We start from the raw sequence: 16,569 nt of genomic DNA, 5'->3' as shown, positions 1-16,569 counted from the left end.
CGTCAGGTGCGGTCGTACAGCAGGTCCCAGACGCCGTGGCCGAGCTTCTGGCCGCGGGTCTCGAAGTGCGTCTGCGGCCGCCAGTCCGGGCGCGGCACGCTGCCACGCGGGCCGGCGCGGTTGACCAGGCCAGCGGTGGCGTCGAGCACGTCCCACATCTGCTCGGCGTAGTCTTCCCAGTCGGTGGCGCAGTGCAGGCGGCCGCCCGGGCGCAGCTTGCGCACCAGCAGCTCGGCAAATGCAGGCTGCAGCAGGCGGCGCTTGTTGTGGCGCTTCTTGTGCCACGGGTCCGGGAAGTAGATGCGCACTTCATCCAGCGCGCCATCGGCAATCTCGTTCTGCAGCACTTCCACCGCATCGTGGTGGTACAGGCGCACGTGGTCGGCGTTGTCGTCGGCCAGCGCGTTCAGCAGCCGGCCCACGCCGGGCGCGTGCACTTCGATGCCGATGTAGTCACGCGACGGATCATGCTGGGCGGCGAAGCGCAGCGCGGCACCGTTACCGAAGCCGATTTCCAGCACCTTGTGCGCCGGGCGGCCGAAGGTGGCGTCCAGATCACGCGGCTGGCCGTTGTAGTCGATGCCGAAGCGCGGCCAGCGTTCGTCGAACGCGCGCTGCTGGGCAGGCGTGAAGCGGCCCTGGCGCAACACGAAGCTGCGCACCTCGCGGCGGCCCTCGCTCACGGTGAAGGGCTTGGGCGGGGCCTTGGAACCGGCGCTGTCGAAGGGATTGGTCATCAGCCGATCAACCCATCCACCGGGGAGGAGGCGCTGGCGTAGCGCTTGCGCGGGATGCGCCCGGCCAGGAAGGCCTCGCGGCCGGCCTCGACCGCCTTGCGCATGGCGCTGGCCATCAGCACCGGGCTGCGCGCACCGGCAATGGCGGTGTTCATCAGCACGCCGCCGCAGCCCAGCTCCATCGCGATCGCCGCATCCGACGCGGTGCCCACGCCGGCGTCGACGATGATCGGCACCTTGGCGTCTTCGATGATCTGCAGCAGGTTGTACTTGTTCTGGATACCCAGGCCCGAACCGATCGGCGCGGCCAGCGGCATCACCGCAGCGCAGCCGATCTCTTCCAGGCGCTTGGCCAGGATCGGGTCGTCGGAGGTGTAGACCATCACCTCGAAGCCGTCCTTGACCAGCTGTTCGGCGGCCTTGAGGGTCTGCACCACGTCCGGGTACAGCGACTTCTGGTCGCCCAGCACTTCCAGCTTGGTCAGGTTGTGGCCGTCCAGCAGTTCGCGCGCCAGCCGGCAGGTGCGCACCGCGTCTTCGGCGGTGTAGCAGCCGGCGGTGTTGGGCAGGATGGTGTAGCGCTCCGGCGGCAGCACGTCGAGCAGGTTCGGCTCGCCCGGGTTCTGCCCGATGTTGGTGCGGCGGATGGCCACGGTGACGATCTGGGCGCCTGCAGCCTCGGTGGCCAGGCGGGTTTCTTCCAGATCCTTGAACTTGCCGGTGCCGGTGAGCAGCCGCGAGCCATAGGTCTTGCCGGCGATCACCAGCGAATCGGGGGAGACATGAACGTTCATGGCGCGATTATCGCTTATCCGCCTGAAGATGGGATCACGCAATGGCGTGCAGCCAGCAGAAGGGTAAAGGTAGTGCCGGCCGCTGGCCGGCAGATGCAGGGTGCCTGACGGCGTCGGATTGCCGGCCAGCGGCCGGCACTACCCGGGATGGCCTCAGCCCCCGCCCAGCGCGTGCACGATCTCCACCACGTCGCCTTCGGCCAGGAGATGCTCGCCATGGCGGCTGCGGCTGACGATCTCGCCGTTGACCTCCACCGCCACCCGGCGCTGCAGCAGCTGCTCGGCCTCAAGCAGGTCGTGGAGGGTCGCCGAGGCGGGCAGGGTGCGGGGTTCGCCGTTGAGCTGGATGTTCATCCCCGCATTGTCGCTGATAGCCCGTCGGGATCGGAACGTTTGTAATTTGAACCGGGCGCCAGCTCCGGCACAGCAGGGTTCGGCGTGGTCAGGCGACAATCCATGCGGCGGCGCAGCGTGAGCAAACGGCGGCGCGGTGAAACCATTGACCGTGCGCCGGCGTACGTGCGCCGGATTCCAACTTGTTTACCCCACAGGAGTTCCTAGATGCAGCTCAGCAAACACCCGATCCGCTCCCTCATGGCGGCTGCGATCGCACTGGCCGCGCTGCCGGCCATGGCAGGCGAAAATCCGTACTCCAAGGCGGTGTTCTTCGGTGACAGCCTCACCGACGCCGGTTACTTCCGCCCGCTGCTGCCCGAGGCCACGCAGGGGCTCTCCGGCCAGTTCACCACCAACCCGGGCTGGGTGTGGTCGCAGCAGGTCGCCAATTACTACGGCCTCAACAAGGACCCCAACGGCAATGGCCAGAACGGCGACAACTACGCTGTCGGCGGCGCCCGCGTGTCGGTCGAAGGCAGCGGTGCCCTCGGCGCGATCCCGTCGTTGAAGTCGCAGGCGGCCCGCTACCTGGCGGCAAACGGTGGCAAGGCTGACCGCAACGCCCTGTATACCGTCTGGGGTGGCGCAAACGACCTGTTTGCCGCCGCCGGCGCTGCCGGTGCGGGTGCGCCGCCAGCCCAGGTGCAGGGCATCATTGGCGCGGCGGTCACCGACCAGATCGCGCTGGTCGGCGCCCTGAAGCAGGCCGGTGCCCAGTACGTGCTGGTGCCGAACCTGCCGGACGTGGGCATCACCCCGCAGTTCCGCGGCCCGAACGCGGCGGCTGCCACCGCCATGTCGGTCGGCTACAACAAGGCGCTGTATGGCGGCCTGAAGCAGGCGGGCATCGAGTTCATTCCGCTCGATACCTTCAGCATCCTGCGTGAAGTGACCGCCAACCCGGGCATGTACGGTTTCACCAACGTCACCGGCACCGCCTGCAAGATCAACCCGGCCAACACCACGGGCAGCATCATCGGCTGCAACCCGACCACCTACGTCAGCCCCGATGCGTACCAGACCTATCTGTTCGCCGATGGCGTGCATCCCACCGTTACCGGTCACCAGCTGCTGGGCCAGTACGCCGTCTCGGTGCTGGAGGCTCCGCGCCTGCAGCAGGTGCTGAGCCACTCGGCACAGACCGTCGGCCGTTCGCGTGCCGACCAGGTCAGCAACCACCTGGGCGCCCGTCCGGCCGATGGCCTGTCGTGGTGGGGTGGCGTGCGCGGTGACCTGCAGCGCTATGACCACGCCGACCTGTACGACGGCGTGGCGCCGGCCGGCCTGTTCGGTGTCGACTGGGCACGCAACGGCGTGGTGGTCGGCGGCTTCGCCGGCTTCGGTCGCATGAGTGCCGACTTCGGCAACAGCCGTGGCGACTTCACCCAGAAGGACACCACCGCCGGCCTGTTCGCTGCCTGGTATGGCGACCGCGTCTGGGTCAACGGCCAGGTCAGCTACACCTGGTTGTCGTATGACGTGAACCGCAAGGTCCAGCTGGGCCCGGCTACCCGCGAACACGGTGGCTCGCCGGACGGCAGCAACCTGACCGCTGCACTGAATGCCGGTTACGAGTTCGGCACCGAAGGTGGCTTCCGCCACGGCCCGATCGCTGCGGTGATCTGGCAGAAGGTCAAGATCGACGGTTACAGCGAAAGTGCTGCTGCGGGCACGCTGGCCACCGCGCTGGGCTACGACCGCCAGAACGTCGACTCGACCGTCGGCCGCATCGGCTGGCAGGCCCGCTTCGATGGCGGCACCGTCAAGCCGTACGTGCAGGTGACCTACGACCACGAGTTCGAGGACACCAAGCAGGCCAGCGCGTGGCTGCAGACCCTGCCGGAACTGGGCAGCTACCGCGTGCCGGGCCTGGACTTCGACAAGAACTACGCCACTGCCGTACTGGGTGCGCGCATGGACCTGTTCGGCCTGCAGGGCAACGTTGGCCTGAGCACCACGGCCGCGCAGAAGCGTGCCCGTGACGCGACGATCTTCGCCACCGTGGGTGGCAGCTTCTGATGAATGCAACATCCCGGGTACCGCAAGGTGCCTGGGATGCCTGCACGGCAGCGCCGGGCCATGCCCGGCGGGTGCGGCGACTACCATTGCGCAACACCGGCCGCTCCGCATAGACTTTCACCCGCAATGCGGGCGTAGCTCAATGGTAGAGCTGTAGCTTCCCAAGCTACTGACGTGGGTTCGATTCCCATCGCCCGCTCCATGTCTCCAGGGTGTTCACCCCAGGCAGACGCGGCGCAATCGTTGAACCACACCGAAGTCCAGCGTGTGGCTGCAGCGCCCTGATTTCTCTCTTCAATGCGTTGGACTGTGGCTTCTCCGAACCGCAGCCCAAGTGACTTGTTTACAAGGCGCATTGCAATCGCGTTCGAATCGTCGACGCTGGCTCCTGCAACCTCCGCTGTCTGCCGGGTCCGCCGGGCCGCAGGGTTCAGTTGGTGCTGGGCTTGGGGATGCTAAAAGATCGTTAACCCTTGCCTCCCATCGTCCGCTGCCCGGAGCGCGAATGATCCCCGCACTTTTGCCCCTCAGGCGTTGCTTTGATTTTTCAGGGCGATCCAACCGGAAGGAGTTCTGGTCGTACTCCCTGTCTGCTGCCCTTGTGGTGGCAGTGGGCTACACCTTGATGGACGGCGGATACTGGCTGACGGGCACCGTGCTGCTCGATGGGGAGGCCTTCGAGCCGTTCCGGACGCTGGGGTGGGTCATGACGGTCTGCGCGGTCATCGTCCTCCTTCCGCCCATGCTGGCCCTGGCCGTTCGACGACTGCACGACATCGACGAGTCCGGCTGGTACGTCGTGATCGCCTTCATCCCGTTGGGTGTGTTCGTCCTCTTCCCGGTCATGCTTCTGCCGGGCAACGAGGAAGAGAATCGATTCGGCGGTGTTTCCGGCCTGCCGGGTGCCTGACTCAACGCCGGGCGAAGTCCACCAGGTCGGAAGGGTAGTGGGGGCAGGTGCGTAGCGTGGCGTCGTCACCGCCATACAGCACCACCAGCGCAGCCACTTCAAATGCCCAGTAGCCCCACGCGTTCGGCCCGATCAGGCGCCGGGTCCGCTTCTGAGCCTTTGGCGGCAGCAGGAAGAAGTCGCGGTACTGCACCTGCAGGTAGCCGGCCAGCAGTGAAGGGTCGAACGCTTCACCGTCGCGCAGCGGCGCGAACAGCTCAGCGAACGGTCGCGGATGAAAGACCTCATCACTGGCTTCCACCAGGCCCAGCGCCGGCGCGCTGAGGTAGTCCAGCACGCGGTCGGTGTCGAAACAGAGCACCTTCTCCACCAGCGCCGGCAGGCGTTCCTGCGCATCCAGCAGCACGCCCAGTGACAACAGCTGCAGTGCGTATTCGTAGTGCTGCGTTGTACGCGATTGCAACGACGCAGCCAGCGCGATGTCGTGGCCTTGCTGTTGCAGGCTGTCCCGGGCAAGGGCCAGCAAACGCGCATGCTCGAGCCAGAGATCTGCTACGTCGGCATGCATCTGCTGCAACGCCGTGGGGGCGAAGCCGCGGTCAACGCCTTTCAGCAGCAGGTTGCTGCCGGTTTGTGCAACCGTCTCCCAGCCGTAGGCATGCTCCAGGGCCGCATGTCCCTGCAGCGGTTCCTCCATAGATTCACCGCCATTGCGCGCATGGCGTGCAAGCAAGGCCATGCCTGCGTTCCAGTCCGCCTGCCAATCCGGCAGGCGAAGCGTGCGGCGCGGCTGGCCCGGGGCCTTGGCCAGTGCTCTCCATCGCGGCAGCACGTCCTGCAGCAGATTCCGGCGATTCACGGCAGTCATCGATTCCATCATCAGCGAGAGTCTAGCGGCATTGCCGGCTCGAACCCCATTGCCTGGCAGAGCGTTGAAGGTTTGAATGGTGCACAGTCGCCGCCGCCCAGCCTGCATGACCGTTGATCGAATCGCCCTCCGCCGTTTCACCCAGTGGCTGCCGTTCCTGATATGGGTAGCGATCTGCGTGGTGTGGTGGTCGCCTTGGGGTGTGGTCGTTGGCCTGGCCGCATGCCTTGCCCTGGGCGGCGTGCTGCAGCACTTCGATCTGGTCGGCGATGCCGTAGGGGGCGCACTGCTGCGCTCGCGGGCGAAGCTGCCCTTCGCCCCCCGGCCGCCCACGCATGATGTCCTGTTGGATTGGGGCGAGCTGGGCATGGGCGGGCCGGCCTACGGCACCCTGATGCTGCGCGATGGCGCCATTGTCGAGGGCGTATCCACCGCAGGCAGCCACGATGCCAGCGGCGAGTGGCTGGCGCTGGCGGGCAGCGCGCTGCGTGTGGCCAGTGGCTACAGTGATCGCAGCGAAGCGGTGATCGTCTACGACGAAGCGGACAAGAGGGTGATGCACCTGCTGGCGATTGTTCCCAGCCTGTTCTGGCAGGAACTGCACGAGCGCCGGCAGCTTGGCGGGGATGCCGAAGCCGCGATGTGGTTGCGGGATATTCCCAGTCGATCGACCACGCTGCGCCCCTGCCGGGGTTTATGGCTGGAACAGGAGCATCCGGCGCTGGCCGCCGGGGTGCCGCAGGTGTTGCGGCATGTCCTGCCTGATGCCCGGGTGCTGCAGGCCATCCCGCTGCTTCCCGACGACCTGCGCCTGACTGCGCATCCGACCTTGTTCGCACGCATCTGCCCGTACGCGCTCTGTCTTGATGGCGAGCCCAGTGACCGTCACGCCTGCGATCTGGAGACGGTCATTGCCAGCCCGTCCGGACGATGCGTGGTGGTGGCGGGCAGCGTGCTTGATGGGGATCTGCGTCCCATCGAGGGCGTATGGCTCGTCCACTGGCAGGGGCGTTGGCAGGCCATTGGCCGCCGTGCGATGGGCGGCAGCGGCAAGACCCGGAGTGGGGCCTGGATCGATGTCATCGCGGTCGGCGATGACGGAACGCTTCGCTGCGAAGCCTATGAGGAACACTGGACGTTCGAGGCGATCAAACGCATCCCCACGCCACATACGGCATTGGCGCTGCCTGTGGAATGGCGGGAAACCGCATTGGCCGTGCGTGTCCGTGATGGGTGCTTCTCGCTGCGCCTGCCCCGCGCGGATCAGCGGCCCTCAGTCACGGGTTAGACTGCGTCGAATCAAACAAGGAGGTTCCGGCATGCGTCGTCGATGCAGGCCGGGAAAGCGCTGGAAAAGCTGAAGAAATGGGCTGCGGGCAGTACCGGGTGCGGATGACCGGCCTTCCGTATGGCTCATGCGCCTGCCGCCTGCACCTGTTGCGCATACTCCTCGGTAAACAGCCCTGACAATGCCCGGCGCTGCTCTGCATCGATGGCGCGCGAGGCGTTGGTTGTGTAGTCGAAATGCACCATCACGCAGCGCCCGCTGGCCACCAGGGCCTCGAACTGGAACGCCTGCTGCACGATCGACAGCGAGGAGCGGCCGATGTTTTCGATGCGGGTCTCGATGCGCACTTCGTGTCCCGGCTGTATCTGCTGCAGGAAGTCGATCTCGTAGCGGCGCAGGATCAGCGTCAGGTCGCGCATGCTGGCCTCGCGACTGAAATGACGGAAGATCTCCTGGCGACCTTCCTCGAACCAGACGGGCAGGGCGGTGTTGGTGACGTGGCCGAGTACATCCACTTCGGAGAAACGCGGAAGGATCGTCAACGGCATGAAGTCTCCGGGGTGTAGTGGGCGGGGTCTCCGGCGACGATGCTGCCATCGCCGGAGACAGTGCGGCGACTACCGGCTTTCAGTCTGAGTAGAAGCCGTTGCCGAGGGTGCCGGGCAGGCCGGGTTCCGGCCACGGCATCAGTGACGTGCAGGCGTCATACAGCGTGCAGAAGTCCTGCCGCAGTTGTGCAGGCACCCAGCTGCCATAGGAAACGTCGGTCGAGTCGCCCTGGCAGGCGTAGGAAACATCGATCCAGCGGGTATTGGCGTGTGAGGCAACGCCCTGGTGCTGTGTCTTGCCCGTGCAGTAGCGCAGGCCCTGGCCGATCAGGGTGTTGTTGGCATCGAAGTAGAGCCGGGAGACTGCGTGGGTGGGCGCAGCCTGTACGTGTGCGGCGCTCCCCATCAGGCCAAACAGCAACAACAGCGGAATTCCCATTCGCATCTGTGGTTCTCCTTGGGTTGTGCAAGCCGGCCGTGTCCTGTCCTGTAGCCGGCAACAACCATCTTCGCACAGCCCCGGCAGGCACGCAGATACGGCGGCCTGCAGGGCATCATCCGCCCGCCACACGCCCGCGCTATGCTGCGCGCCTGCCGTCCGATCCTGCCGCGATGAAGCTCGCCATCCTGTCCCGCAACAGCTCCCTGTACTCCACCCGCCGGCTGGTCGAGGCGGCGCGCGCGCGCGGCCACACCGTTCGCATCCTCGACCCGCTGCGCTGCTACATGCGCATCGCCGCCGATGGTTTTTCGATGCACTACAAGGGCCGGCCGATGACCGGCGTGGACATGGTCATCCCGCGCATCGGCGCCTCGATCACCCGCTATGGCACCGCCGTGCTGCGCCAGTTCGAGCTGATGGGCGCGCGTACTCCCAACCCGTCCGATGCGATCCTGCGTTCGCGCGACAAGCTGCGCGCGCACCAGTTGCTGGCAGCCAAGGGCATCGACATGCCGGTCACCGTGTTCGGCGACAACCCCGATGACACCGTCGACCTGCTGTCCATGCTCGGCCCGCCGCCGCACGTGGTGAAGCTCAACGAGGGCACCCAGGGACGGGGCGTGATCCTCACCGAGAAGGCCAGCGCTTCGCGTGGCATCGTCGAGGCCCTGCGGGGCCTGTACGCCAACTTCCTGATGCAGGAGTTCATCGGCGAAGCCAAGGGCGCCGACCTGCGCTGCTTCGTGGTCGGTGACCAGGTGGTGGCGTCGATGCAGCGCCAGGCGCCGGAAGGTGACTTCCGCTCCAACCTGCATGCCGGCGGCACCGCGGTGGCGGCCAAGGCCAGCCGCGCCGAACAGCAGGTGGCGGTGCGTTCGGCCAAGGCGCTGGGCTTGTCGGTCTGTGGCGTGGACCTGATCCGCTCCGCGCGTGGCCCGCTGGTGCTGGAGGTCAACTCCACGCCCGGGCTGGAGGGCATCGAAGCCGCCTGCGGGGTGGATGTGGCCACGCGTATCATCGAGCACGTCGAGAAGATCAAAAAATCATGATTAATCAATGACTTGAAATTCTCATGGGCAAATGAGGCCGGCTTTAACACGCCTTTAATCGGCGTCGGCGTAGCCTTCAGCGAACCGCAGCTCTGCCTCTCAGCAGGATCGGTATCGGGATACGACTTCAGACCCAGGCGGGGCACCGCCTGGGTCTTTTTTATGCCGCCGGAAGTCCCTTGTGGAGGCAGCGTGACGGCCGTAGAGTGGCGCCCATCGTTCCTGGATGGATCCGGAGGCTGGCGATGTACCGCATCACGATGATCGCGTTGTTGCTGGGGCTGTCTGGCGCTGTCTCCGCCAAGCCGGAGAAGACCGCCATACAGATGGACGGGCAGGCACCGGTGGCCGAGCAGGTCCGGCGCGTTGAGAAGGCCCTCGATGACGGCGAGTACAGCGAGATTTCCGCCGATGACCGCGCCCAGGTGCAGCAGGCACTGGCGCGCATCACCCAACGCATGGGCGACCACCGCACGCTTCAGGAGCTCCCGCCGCAGGTCCAGGCGGAGGTGTTCAACGACCAGGAGCGGATCAATACCGTTCTTGTCCGCGCCCACGAGGACAGCCGCCAGATCTGCCAGCACACCCGCACCACCGGCAGCAACATGCCTAAAAGCCGCTGCCTGACCGTGGCCGAGCGCCGCCGGATCGAAGAAAAGGGCAAGGCACTGCTCAACGACCAGCGCACCTTCAATAACTTCAACCCCGCCACCAACCACTAGGCCGTCCGGTGCCCCTGCGCGTGGCACTTGCTGGCGTGAAGGTGGTGCGAATACAGTCAACACTCAACTCAAACAAGGATTCGTTTGTCATGAAGTCCCTCCTGATGTCGGCGGTCCTGATCTCGGGCCTGACCCTGGCCACCGCCGCCTCTGCATCGAACCAGTCCGGTGAGGTCTTTGTCCCCGGCAAGCCGCTGCAGCAGCAGATCGAGCGCATCGAAATCGAACTCAACGATGGCGAGACCTACAGCGAACTGAAGCAGACCGACCGCAGCCGCGTACGCGAGGCGCTGGTGCGCATGCGTACGGCCGTCGAGCAGCATCCTGACCGCGATTCCATGCCTGAACAGGTACGAACCGATGTCTTCAACGACCAGCAGATCGTGAACACGGTTTTGACACAGGCACGTGAAGATAGTCGTCTAATATGCCAACGTGAAAAGGCCACGGGTTCGAACCGGTCCACGACGCAGTGCACTACCGTTGCCGAGCGCGCCCGGCGGAAGGACAAGGCACAGCGTGATATGGGCCAGGCCCAGCGCATCGGCAAATTCGTAAATTAGAGGTGACAGTGAGAATCCTGGTAATCGAAGACAACAGCGACATTGCGGCCAACCTGGGCGACTACCTGGAGGACCGGGGCCACACCGTGGACTTCGCGGCTGACGGGGTTACCGGTCTGCACCTGGCCGTGGTGCACGAGTTCGACGCGATCGTGCTGGATCTCAATCTGCCAGGCATGGACGGCATCGAGGTCTGCCGCAAGTTGCGCAATGAAGCGCGCAAGCAGACCCCGGTACTGATGCTCACCGCCCGCGATTCGCTGGACAACAAGCTGGCCGGCTTCGATTCCGGCGCGGACGACTACCTGATCAAGCCGTTCGCGCTGCAGGAAGTGGAAGTGCGTCTGAACGCCCTGTCGCGACGCGGCAAGGGCGTGCAGACCCGCGTGCTGGAAACCGGCGATCTGGAATACAACCTGGATACGCTGGAAGTGCGCCGCCAGGGCAAGCTGCTGCAGCTCAACCCGACCGCGCTGAAGATCCTGCAGGCGCTGATGGAAGCGGCCCCGGCCGTGGTGACCCGCCAGGAGCTGGAAACCCGTGTGTGGGGTGAAGAACTGCCCGATTCGGATTCCCTGCGCGTGCACATCCACGGCCTGCGTGCGGTGGTCGACAAGCCGTTTGAAGTGCCGCTGATCCAGACCCGCCATGGCATCGGATACCGCATCGCCACCCCGGAAGCCTGATTCGGTGGCAACCAAGGGGGAGCGCCGGCGCACGCCTTATCGGCGGCGCCTGCGCAGCCGCATCATCGTTTCGTTCGTGTTGTTGGGCTTCTGCCTGACGACACTGTTTGCGTTCGCCACCAACTGGGCCCGCCTGCGCGTGGAAAACCAGCTGGTGGAAGAGCTGATGAACCGCAACATCGACGAGTATGCGCGCCGCTATTACGAGCACCCCGGGCATAACCCGGACGCACCGGTACTGCAGATCAAGGCCTATGCCTATTCGAAGGACAAGTTCGACCGGGTGCGCGAAGAGCGCGCGCAGTGGGCGGGCTTCTCCGATGGCATCCACAGCGTCAGCGGCGATGAGCACGGCGAGCCGTACTCCTACAAGCTGGCCGTACGCAAGACGCCCGACGCCTGGTTCTTCCTCGCCTATGACATGACCGACAGCGTGCGCGGCGGCAAGCAGCTCAACCGCGCGCTGGTGCTGTCGGTGCTGGTGTTCAGCGTGCTGTCGCTGGTGCTGGGCTGGTGGTCGGCCTCGAAGGTGATGAAGCCGGTGTCGGATCTGGCCGCGCGGCTGCGTGCCTATCGCGGCGGCACCAGTGACCCCGAGCCGTTGGCGCCACGCTTCCCCGACGACGAAGTGGGGCAGCTGGCGCAGGCGCTGGACGACTATTCCTCGCGGCTGACCGAAGTGGTGCAGCGCGACCGTGAATTCAATGCAGACGTCAGCCATGAGCTGCGCACGCCGCTGGCAGTGATCCGTGGCGCCACCGAGCTGCTGCTGACCCGGCCCGGCCTGGACGAGAAGGTGCTGCAGCGCCTGCAGCGCATCCAGCGCGCCGAACAGCAGTGCAGCGATCTGATTGGCGCACTGCTGCTGCTGTCGCGCAACGAGCGCGGGCAGGGCACCAGCAACGTCGCCCGCGTGGCCGAGCAGCTGCTGGATGCACACCGTGCGCAGCTGGGGGGCAAGCCGCTGGAGCTGCTGCTGGAAGGTGAGCGCAATCTGGTGATCGACGCGCCCGAGGCGGCGTTGTCGGTGGCACTGGGCAACCTGATCGGCAACGCTGTGAAGTACTCGCAGGACGGCGAGGTGCGCGTGTTCGTCGGCACCAACTCGGTGTCGGTAACCGACAGTGGCCCGGGCCTGAGCGAGGAAGACGCGGCCAAGCTGTTCCAGCGTGGCTACCGCGGCACGCATGCCGGCCACTCGCAGGGCGGCGGCATCGGCCTGTCGATCGTCAGCCGCCTGTGCGACCTGTACGGCTGGCAGGTAAGCGTGCGCCCCGGCGGCCAGCGTGGCGTGATCGCCACCCTGACGTTCTCGCCGAAGCCGTTGTAAGCGGTAGGTGCCGACCTTGGTCGGCACAAACCCTGCGACCTTGCATCGCGCCCTGTGTCGCTTGTGCCACCACCGTGATCGCTGCCGCGCCCCGCGCGTGTAGATCCACGCCATGCGTAGATACGCTTCGGTAGTGCCGGCCGCTGGCCGGCAACCAGGCCTCAACCCCCGGCCAACCCCAGATACCGCGCATGCAGCTGTTCCACCTGCACCTGCAGGTCCTCCGGCTGCCCATCATTGACCACCACGTCATCGGCCAGCGCCAACCGCTGTGCGCGGCTGGCCTGCGCAGCAATCATCCGGTCGGCCAGCGCGGCATCAATGCCATCGCGCTGCATCAGCCGCGCATGCTGCACGGCTTCGGGCGCATCCACCAGCAGCACCCGGTCCAGCCACGGGTAGGCCTTCCGCCCACCGACCTCGGTCAGCAGCGGAATCGCGGCAATCGCATAGGGGCTCTCAGCCTGCTCGCACTGCTGTTGCATCAGCAGGCGGATGGCGGGGTGGGTGATGGCTTCCAGCGCCGTCCGCTCGGCCGGGTCGGCAAACACGTGGGCGCGCAGGCGCCCCCGGTCCAGGCTGCCATCGGCCAGCAGCATGTCGGCGCCGAAACGCTCGGCAATGCGGGCCAGGGCGGGGCTGCCGGCGGCCACCACGGCCCGTGCGGCCAGATCGGCGTCGGCCACCACGATCCCCAGCGCCTCAAAGCGCCGGGTCACCTCACTCTTGCCCGAGGCGATGCCCCCGGTCAGGCCAACCACATAGCGGCTCATGGGGACTCCCCTCAGCGCAGCCCGCTCATCACCAGGTATTGCTCCACCAGCGGCGCACCCCACATGAAGTACAGCCAGCCGGCGATGGCCAGATAGGGGCCGAACGGGATGGGCGTGGCCCGGTCACGGCCCCGGCTGTACAGCCAGATCGAGCCGATGATGGCGCCCAGCACCGACGACAACAGGATGATCGGCAGGATGCCCTTCAGCCCGCACCAGGCGCCCAGCGCCGCCAGCAGCTTGAAGTCGCCGTGGCCCATGCCTTCCTTGCCGGTCAGCTGCTTGAACAGCCACCAGACCGTCCACAGCGACAGGTAACCCACCGCCGCACCCACCAGGGCGGGCTTGGCCGGCATGTACAGGTTGTCGATGCTGCCTATCAGCCCCAGCCACATCAGCGGCAGGGTCAGCTGGTCGGGCAGCAGCTGGGTGCGCAGGTCGATGCCGGACAGGGCGATCAGGAAGCAGGTCAGCACGATGGCGCCGAAGCCCTGCCAGCCGAAGCCGAACTGCCAGACGCAGGCCAGCACCAGTACCGAGGTCAGCGCCTCCACCAGCGGGTACTGCAGCGAGATCGGCGCCTTGCAGTGGCGGCACTTGCCCCCCTGGATGATCCAGCTGAACAGCGGGATGTTCTCGTACCAGCTCAGCTTGTGCTTGCAGTGCGGGCAGTGCGACGGCTCCACCACGATCCCCGGAGGCGGGGGCTCATAGAAGTCCGGTTCCTCCAGGACTTCGCGCGCATCGCGCTTCCACTGCCATTCCAGCCGCTTGGGCAGCCGCAGGATGACCACGTTCAGGAAACTGCCCAGCAGCAGTCCCAGGGCGGCCGCGGCGGGGTAGCCGAGGCCGGGATGCTGGTCGAGAAATGCCATTGATACCTTTAGCCGACGACGGCGCCGAGTTTGAAGATGGGCAGGTACATGCCGACAACGATGCCGCCGACGATGGTGCCAATGAACACCATGATCATCGGTTCAAGCAAGCTGCTCAAGGCATCCACCGCATTGCTGACCTCCTGTTCATAATACTCGGCCACTTTGAATAGCATGGCATCCAAGGCGCCGGCCTCTTCGCCGATGCCGGTCATCTGGATCACCATGTGCGGGAACAGGTTGGTCTGCTTCATGGCCATATTGACCGGGTAGCCCACCGAGACATCGTCTCGCATGCGCAGCACGGATTCTTCATAGACTTTGTTGCCGGTGGCGCCAGCGACGATGCCCAATGCCTCCACCAAAGGTACGCCTGCCTTGAACGTCACTGCGGTGGTGCGGGAGAAGCGGGCGATGGCGCTGTTGTGCATGATCTGGCCGATCACCGGCACCTTCAGGATCAACCTGTCCATGGAGTGCCGCATCTTGGGCGAACGCTTGTAGGCCGCGATGAAGGTTACAACTGCAGCGGCCAGTATCAGTACCATCAACCACCACCATGACACCATGAACCGCGATAGATTGACGATCATCTGGGTGAAGGCGGGAAGCTCTGCGCCGAAGCCCTTGAACACGTCTTCGAACTGCGGCACCACCCATACAAGCAGGATGCCGCTGACAATCAAGGCCACTGCCAGCACCATGACCGGGTAGAATAGCGCCTTCTTGATCTTGCCCTTCAGAGACTCAATGTTCTCTTTATAGGTGGCGACGGTGTCGAGCACCGTTTCCAGCACGCCGGCGCCTTCACCAGCGCGGACCAGATTGCGGTAGAGGTCGTCAAACTGCACCGGATGCCTGCTTACTGCCTCATAGAGTGAAGAGCCGCCCTCGATATCTGTCCGAACCGTTTCCACCATCTTCTTCATGCGGGGGTTTTTATGCCCGCTGCCGATGATGTCCAAGGCGCCGACGATCGGAACGCCGGACTTCATCATGGTCGCCATCTGTCGGCTGAAGAACGCGATGTCCTTCGACGATATCTTGCTGCCGGCTGCGCCGAACAGTGGCTTGGGCTTGGGTTTGACGGTGCCGGGATTTATGCCCTGACGTCGCAGCTCTGCCCGAAGCAGATTCGCGTTCTTCGCGGCCTGCTCCCCCTTCATCTTCATACCCCGCTTGTCGGTCCCTTCCCAGACAAACGGCTGCAACTCCGTGGTGCTGCGCGCCACGGGCTCCTTCTTGATCGCACTGCGACTGACAGACATGTTGGCTCCCCAAGACCCGCCATCCCCAGGCGGGCGTCTAGCCGTTGATGGTAGCGGGTTCATTGCCGTCTGGGCAGGTTGTCAGCAGCCCAACTAGCAATTTCGTGCCCAGCGCCGACCAAAGGTGACGCACTGCGTCACATTGCCGCGTCCATCGCAGATTCGGATGCGGGGGGTTCCCATCCGCAAAATTGCTGCCATCATGGGCGCGGGGGAAATCTAGGGGGAGGCGTGCCGGGTTGGCACGCAACCTGCGTTGATCCACCCGCAGGGGGCAGGAGCCCGCTCAATCGGCTCCGGCCGGGACCGATCCTGCCTTCCGAAATCAACCACCACTATCTTGGGGATGTACCAATATGAAGAACCAGAAGGGCTTCACCCTTATCGAGCTGATGATCGTTGTTGCGATCATCGCTATTCTGGCTGCCATTGCGCTGCCGCAGTACCAGAACTATGTGGCTAGGTCGCAGTTTACCGCTGGCATGGCTGAGGTCTCGGCCGGCAAGACCGCTTACGAAACCAAGGTGAACGATGGTGTTACCACCGCGGCTGAGTACACCGATGTTTCTAATCTGGGCCTGAAGAATAGTGATCGTTGCACGATGAGCGCGACTGCTCCGAGCAACACCGGCGTTGGCACTCTGGTTTGCACCCTGAAGGGCAATCCGAAGGTGCTCGGCAAGAAGATCACTTTGGATCGCGATGCCAACGGCAATTGGTCCTGCAAATCTGATCTGGTCGCTGCTGACAAGCCGAAGTACGCTCCGGCCACCTGCCAGGGCTGATACGTAGCAACGAGTGAAGGAAGGCCCCGCATAGTCGGGGCCTTCTTAGTTTGTGGGGAATCCTGTTCGAGCCTATGGGGAGGCGCGATGCGTTGGCATGCCGGCTTTACTTTGATTGAACTCATGATCGTAGTTGCGATCATCGCAGTTCTGACCGCAATTGCCGTTCCTGTGTATCAAACCTACGTCGCCAGATCGCAGGTTGCGGCTGCCTTGGCCGATATTCGGCCCGGCAAGACTACGGTGGAATCTGTAGCCCAGGATAGTCGTAACGCAAATCTGGTCGATGCGGTTTTTGTTGGCCTGCACCCCACATCTCGATGCACTGCGGTGTCTGCAGTACTTGACGAGGCTGGGGTAGCCAGTATTGGCTGCACGGCCTCGGGAGCGCCTCCTGTGAAAGGAAAGATTCTGTTGCTGAAGCGAGGCGCCGATGGCATCTGGACCTGCGACGGCAGCGCCTTCGAAGCGCGCTATCGCCCAACGGGCTGCTGATCACACTTCAGCACTATGCTG

General features: G+C 64.9%; 19 protein-coding genes and 1 tRNA gene. 11 read left to right on the top strand and 9 right to left on the bottom strand.

Annotated elements, in window-relative coordinates:
- Positions 1–2: 2 nt before the first annotated feature.
- From trmB to thiS, 3 genes are all read right to left on the bottom strand, one after another.
- Complete coding sequence (gene trmB / locus ACZK5G_RS17815; protein ID WP_010481468.1) at positions 3–737, bottom strand: tRNA (guanosine(46)-N7)-methyltransferase TrmB; 735 nt, start codon at positions 735–737, stop codon at positions 3–5.
- Positions 737–1,531 carry a thiazole synthase gene (locus tag ACZK5G_RS17810; protein WP_478464267.1) on the bottom strand — a complete coding sequence of 265 codons (795 nt, stop codon included), beginning with the start codon at positions 1,529–1,531 and terminating at the stop codon, positions 737–739. Before ACZK5G_RS17810 ends, trmB begins: the two co-directional genes overlap by 1 nt.
- A gap of 153 nt (positions 1,532–1,684) precedes the next feature.
- The gene (gene thiS, locus ACZK5G_RS17805) at positions 1,685–1,885 is read right to left on the bottom strand and encodes a sulfur carrier protein ThiS (RefSeq protein ID WP_049401605.1); all 201 of its coding nucleotides are present in this window, start codon (positions 1,883–1,885) and stop codon (positions 1,685–1,687) included.
- Between the two features lie 207 nt (positions 1,886–2,092).
- Here thiS and ACZK5G_RS17800 point away from each other — a divergent pair, with 207 nt between their 5' ends.
- The 3 genes from ACZK5G_RS17800 (at position 2,093) to ACZK5G_RS17790 (ending at position 4,856) form a co-directional block, all read left to right on the top strand.
- A complete protein-coding gene (locus tag ACZK5G_RS17800) occupies positions 2,093–3,946 on the top strand; it encodes an autotransporter domain-containing esterase (RefSeq protein WP_032128836.1) in 1,854 nt (617 codons plus the stop codon).
- A 128-nt stretch (positions 3,947–4,074) separates the two neighbouring features.
- Positions 4,075–4,148 (top strand) — tRNA-Gly (locus tag ACZK5G_RS17795).
- A gap of 303 nt (positions 4,149–4,451) precedes the next feature.
- A complete protein-coding gene (locus ACZK5G_RS17790; protein ID WP_049425112.1) occupies positions 4,452–4,856 on the top strand; it encodes a DUF805 domain-containing protein in 405 nt (134 codons plus the stop codon).
- A gap of 1 nt (position 4,857) precedes the next feature.
- On the opposite strand, the gene ACZK5G_RS17785 is transcribed toward ACZK5G_RS17790, so the two are convergent.
- Positions 4,858–5,832 (bottom strand): PoNe immunity protein domain-containing protein, encoded by a 975-nt coding sequence (locus ACZK5G_RS17785; RefSeq protein WP_478464265.1) that lies wholly within the window; start codon positions 5,830–5,832, stop codon positions 4,858–4,860.
- On the opposite strand from ACZK5G_RS17785, the gene ACZK5G_RS17780 reads away from it, so the two are divergent.
- The gene (locus ACZK5G_RS17780; RefSeq protein WP_478464263.1) at positions 5,831–7,012 is read left to right on the top strand and encodes a hypothetical protein; all 1,182 of its coding nucleotides are present in this window, start codon (positions 5,831–5,833) and stop codon (positions 7,010–7,012) included. The genes ACZK5G_RS17785 and ACZK5G_RS17780 overlap by 2 nt on opposite strands.
- A 125-nt stretch (positions 7,013–7,137) precedes the next feature.
- Here the strand turns inward: ACZK5G_RS17780 and ACZK5G_RS17775 are convergent, their stop codons facing one another.
- Positions 7,138–7,560 carry an acyl-CoA thioesterase gene (locus ACZK5G_RS17775; RefSeq protein ID WP_032128832.1) on the bottom strand — a complete coding sequence of 141 codons (423 nt, stop codon included), beginning with the start codon at positions 7,558–7,560 and terminating at the stop codon, positions 7,138–7,140.
- A 79-nt stretch (positions 7,561–7,639) separates the two neighbouring features.
- Entirely contained in the window at positions 7,640–8,005 is a 366-nt protein-coding gene (locus ACZK5G_RS17770) for a hypothetical protein (protein ID WP_223224661.1), read from the bottom strand.
- Positions 8,006–8,172: 167 nt separating this feature from the next.
- Between ACZK5G_RS17770 and rimK the strand changes: the two genes are divergently transcribed.
- The 5 genes from rimK to ACZK5G_RS17745 all read left to right on the top strand — a co-directional run bounded on the left by rimK (position 8,173) and on the right by ACZK5G_RS17745 (position 12,352).
- Positions 8,173–9,051, top strand: a complete 879-nt coding sequence (rimK, locus tag ACZK5G_RS17765; RefSeq protein ID WP_071229673.1) for a 30S ribosomal protein S6--L-glutamate ligase — start codon at positions 8,173–8,175, stop codon at positions 9,049–9,051.
- Between the two features lie 245 nt (positions 9,052–9,296).
- Entirely contained in the window at positions 9,297–9,773 is a 477-nt protein-coding gene (locus ACZK5G_RS17760; protein WP_010481495.1) for a hypothetical protein, read from the top strand.
- Positions 9,774–9,862: 89 nt separating this feature from the next.
- Complete coding sequence (locus tag ACZK5G_RS17755; RefSeq protein WP_032128830.1) at positions 9,863–10,336, top strand: hypothetical protein; 474 nt, start codon at positions 9,863–9,865, stop codon at positions 10,334–10,336.
- A gap of 8 nt (positions 10,337–10,344) precedes the next feature.
- The gene (locus tag ACZK5G_RS17750; RefSeq protein WP_005410804.1) at positions 10,345–11,022 is read left to right on the top strand and encodes a response regulator transcription factor; all 678 of its coding nucleotides are present in this window, start codon (positions 10,345–10,347) and stop codon (positions 11,020–11,022) included.
- Positions 10,985–12,352 (top strand): sensor histidine kinase, encoded by a 1,368-nt coding sequence (locus ACZK5G_RS17745; RefSeq protein ID WP_032128829.1) that lies wholly within the window; start codon positions 10,985–10,987, stop codon positions 12,350–12,352. The genes ACZK5G_RS17750 and ACZK5G_RS17745 overlap by 38 nt, the downstream gene beginning before the upstream one ends.
- A gap of 161 nt (positions 12,353–12,513) precedes the next feature.
- Here the strand turns inward: ACZK5G_RS17745 and coaE are convergent, their stop codons facing one another.
- From coaE to ACZK5G_RS17730, 3 genes are read right to left on the bottom strand one after another with little or no spacing between them, the layout of a single operon-like run.
- Positions 12,514–13,125: a dephospho-CoA kinase gene (gene coaE / locus ACZK5G_RS17740; protein ID WP_049401612.1), complete on the bottom strand. Its 612-nt coding sequence runs from the start codon at positions 13,123–13,125 to the stop codon at positions 12,514–12,516.
- A gap of 11 nt (positions 13,126–13,136) precedes the next feature.
- Positions 13,137–14,000: a prepilin peptidase gene (locus ACZK5G_RS17735; RefSeq protein ID WP_032128827.1), complete on the bottom strand. Its 864-nt coding sequence runs from the start codon at positions 13,998–14,000 to the stop codon at positions 13,137–13,139.
- Positions 14,001–14,008: 8 nt separating this feature from the next.
- The gene (locus ACZK5G_RS17730) at positions 14,009–15,268 is read right to left on the bottom strand and encodes a type II secretion system F family protein (protein ID WP_478464261.1); all 1,260 of its coding nucleotides are present in this window, start codon (positions 15,266–15,268) and stop codon (positions 14,009–14,011) included.
- A 356-nt stretch (positions 15,269–15,624) separates the two neighbouring features.
- On the opposite strand from ACZK5G_RS17730, the gene ACZK5G_RS17725 reads away from it, so the two are divergent.
- Positions 15,625–16,053, top strand: coding sequence for a pilin (locus ACZK5G_RS17725; protein ID WP_478464259.1), 429 nt, complete (start codon positions 15,625–15,627; stop codon positions 16,051–16,053).
- 87 nt (positions 16,054–16,140) lie between these two features.
- Complete coding sequence (locus ACZK5G_RS17720; protein ID WP_478464257.1) at positions 16,141–16,548, top strand: pilin; 408 nt, start codon at positions 16,141–16,143, stop codon at positions 16,546–16,548.
- Positions 16,549–16,569 lie beyond the last annotated feature (21 nt).

It is taken from the genome of Stenotrophomonas sp. 62841_Sma (assembly GCF_056482945.1).
This window is presented reverse-complemented; position numbering and strand designations above follow the sequence as displayed.

What these genes read in the sequence shown, in the direction of transcription:
- ACZK5G_RS17800 (WP_032128836.1), top strand. Translation starts at nt 2,093, where the DNA reads ATGCAGCTCAGCAAACACCCGATCCGCTCCCTCATGGCGGCTGCGATC.
- trmB (WP_010481468.1), bottom strand. Translation starts at nt 737, where the DNA reads ATGACCAATCCCTTCGACAGCGCCGGTTCCAAGGCCCCGCCCAAGCCC.
- ACZK5G_RS17770 (WP_223224661.1), bottom strand. Translation starts at nt 8,005, where the DNA reads ATGCGAATGGGAATTCCGCTGTTGTTGCTGTTTGGCCTGATGGGGAGC.
- thiS (WP_049401605.1), bottom strand. Translation starts at nt 1,885, where the DNA reads ATGAACATCCAGCTCAACGGCGAACCCCGCACCCTGCCCGCCTCGGCG.
- rimK (WP_071229673.1), top strand. Translation starts at nt 8,173, where the DNA reads ATGAAGCTCGCCATCCTGTCCCGCAACAGCTCCCTGTACTCCACCCGC.
- ACZK5G_RS17790 (WP_049425112.1), top strand. Translation starts at nt 4,452, where the DNA reads ATGATCCCCGCACTTTTGCCCCTCAGGCGTTGCTTTGATTTTTCAGGG.
- ACZK5G_RS17810 (WP_478464267.1), bottom strand. Translation starts at nt 1,531, where the DNA reads ATGAACGTTCATGTCTCCCCCGATTCGCTGGTGATCGCCGGCAAGACC.
- ACZK5G_RS17735 (WP_032128827.1), bottom strand. Translation starts at nt 14,000, where the DNA reads ATGGCATTTCTCGACCAGCATCCCGGCCTCGGCTACCCCGCCGCGGCC.
- ACZK5G_RS17760 (WP_010481495.1), top strand. Translation starts at nt 9,297, where the DNA reads ATGTACCGCATCACGATGATCGCGTTGTTGCTGGGGCTGTCTGGCGCT.
- ACZK5G_RS17730 (WP_478464261.1), bottom strand. Translation starts at nt 15,268, where the DNA reads ATGTCTGTCAGTCGCAGTGCGATCAAGAAGGAGCCCGTGGCGCGCAGC.
- ACZK5G_RS17775 (WP_032128832.1), bottom strand. Translation starts at nt 7,560, where the DNA reads ATGCCGTTGACGATCCTTCCGCGTTTCTCCGAAGTGGATGTACTCGGC.
- ACZK5G_RS17720 (WP_478464257.1), top strand. Translation starts at nt 16,141, where the DNA reads ATGCGTTGGCATGCCGGCTTTACTTTGATTGAACTCATGATCGTAGTT.
- ACZK5G_RS17785 (WP_478464265.1), bottom strand. Translation starts at nt 5,832, where the DNA reads ATGCAGGCTGGGCGGCGGCGACTGTGCACCATTCAAACCTTCAACGCT.
- coaE (WP_049401612.1), bottom strand. Translation starts at nt 13,125, where the DNA reads ATGAGCCGCTATGTGGTTGGCCTGACCGGGGGCATCGCCTCGGGCAAG.
- ACZK5G_RS17725 (WP_478464259.1), top strand. Translation starts at nt 15,625, where the DNA reads ATGAAGAACCAGAAGGGCTTCACCCTTATCGAGCTGATGATCGTTGTT.
- ACZK5G_RS17755 (WP_032128830.1), top strand. Translation starts at nt 9,863, where the DNA reads ATGAAGTCCCTCCTGATGTCGGCGGTCCTGATCTCGGGCCTGACCCTG.
- ACZK5G_RS17780 (WP_478464263.1), top strand. Translation starts at nt 5,831, where the DNA reads ATGACCGTTGATCGAATCGCCCTCCGCCGTTTCACCCAGTGGCTGCCG.
- ACZK5G_RS17745 (WP_032128829.1), top strand. Translation starts at nt 10,985, where the DNA reads ATGGCATCGGATACCGCATCGCCACCCCGGAAGCCTGATTCGGTGGCA.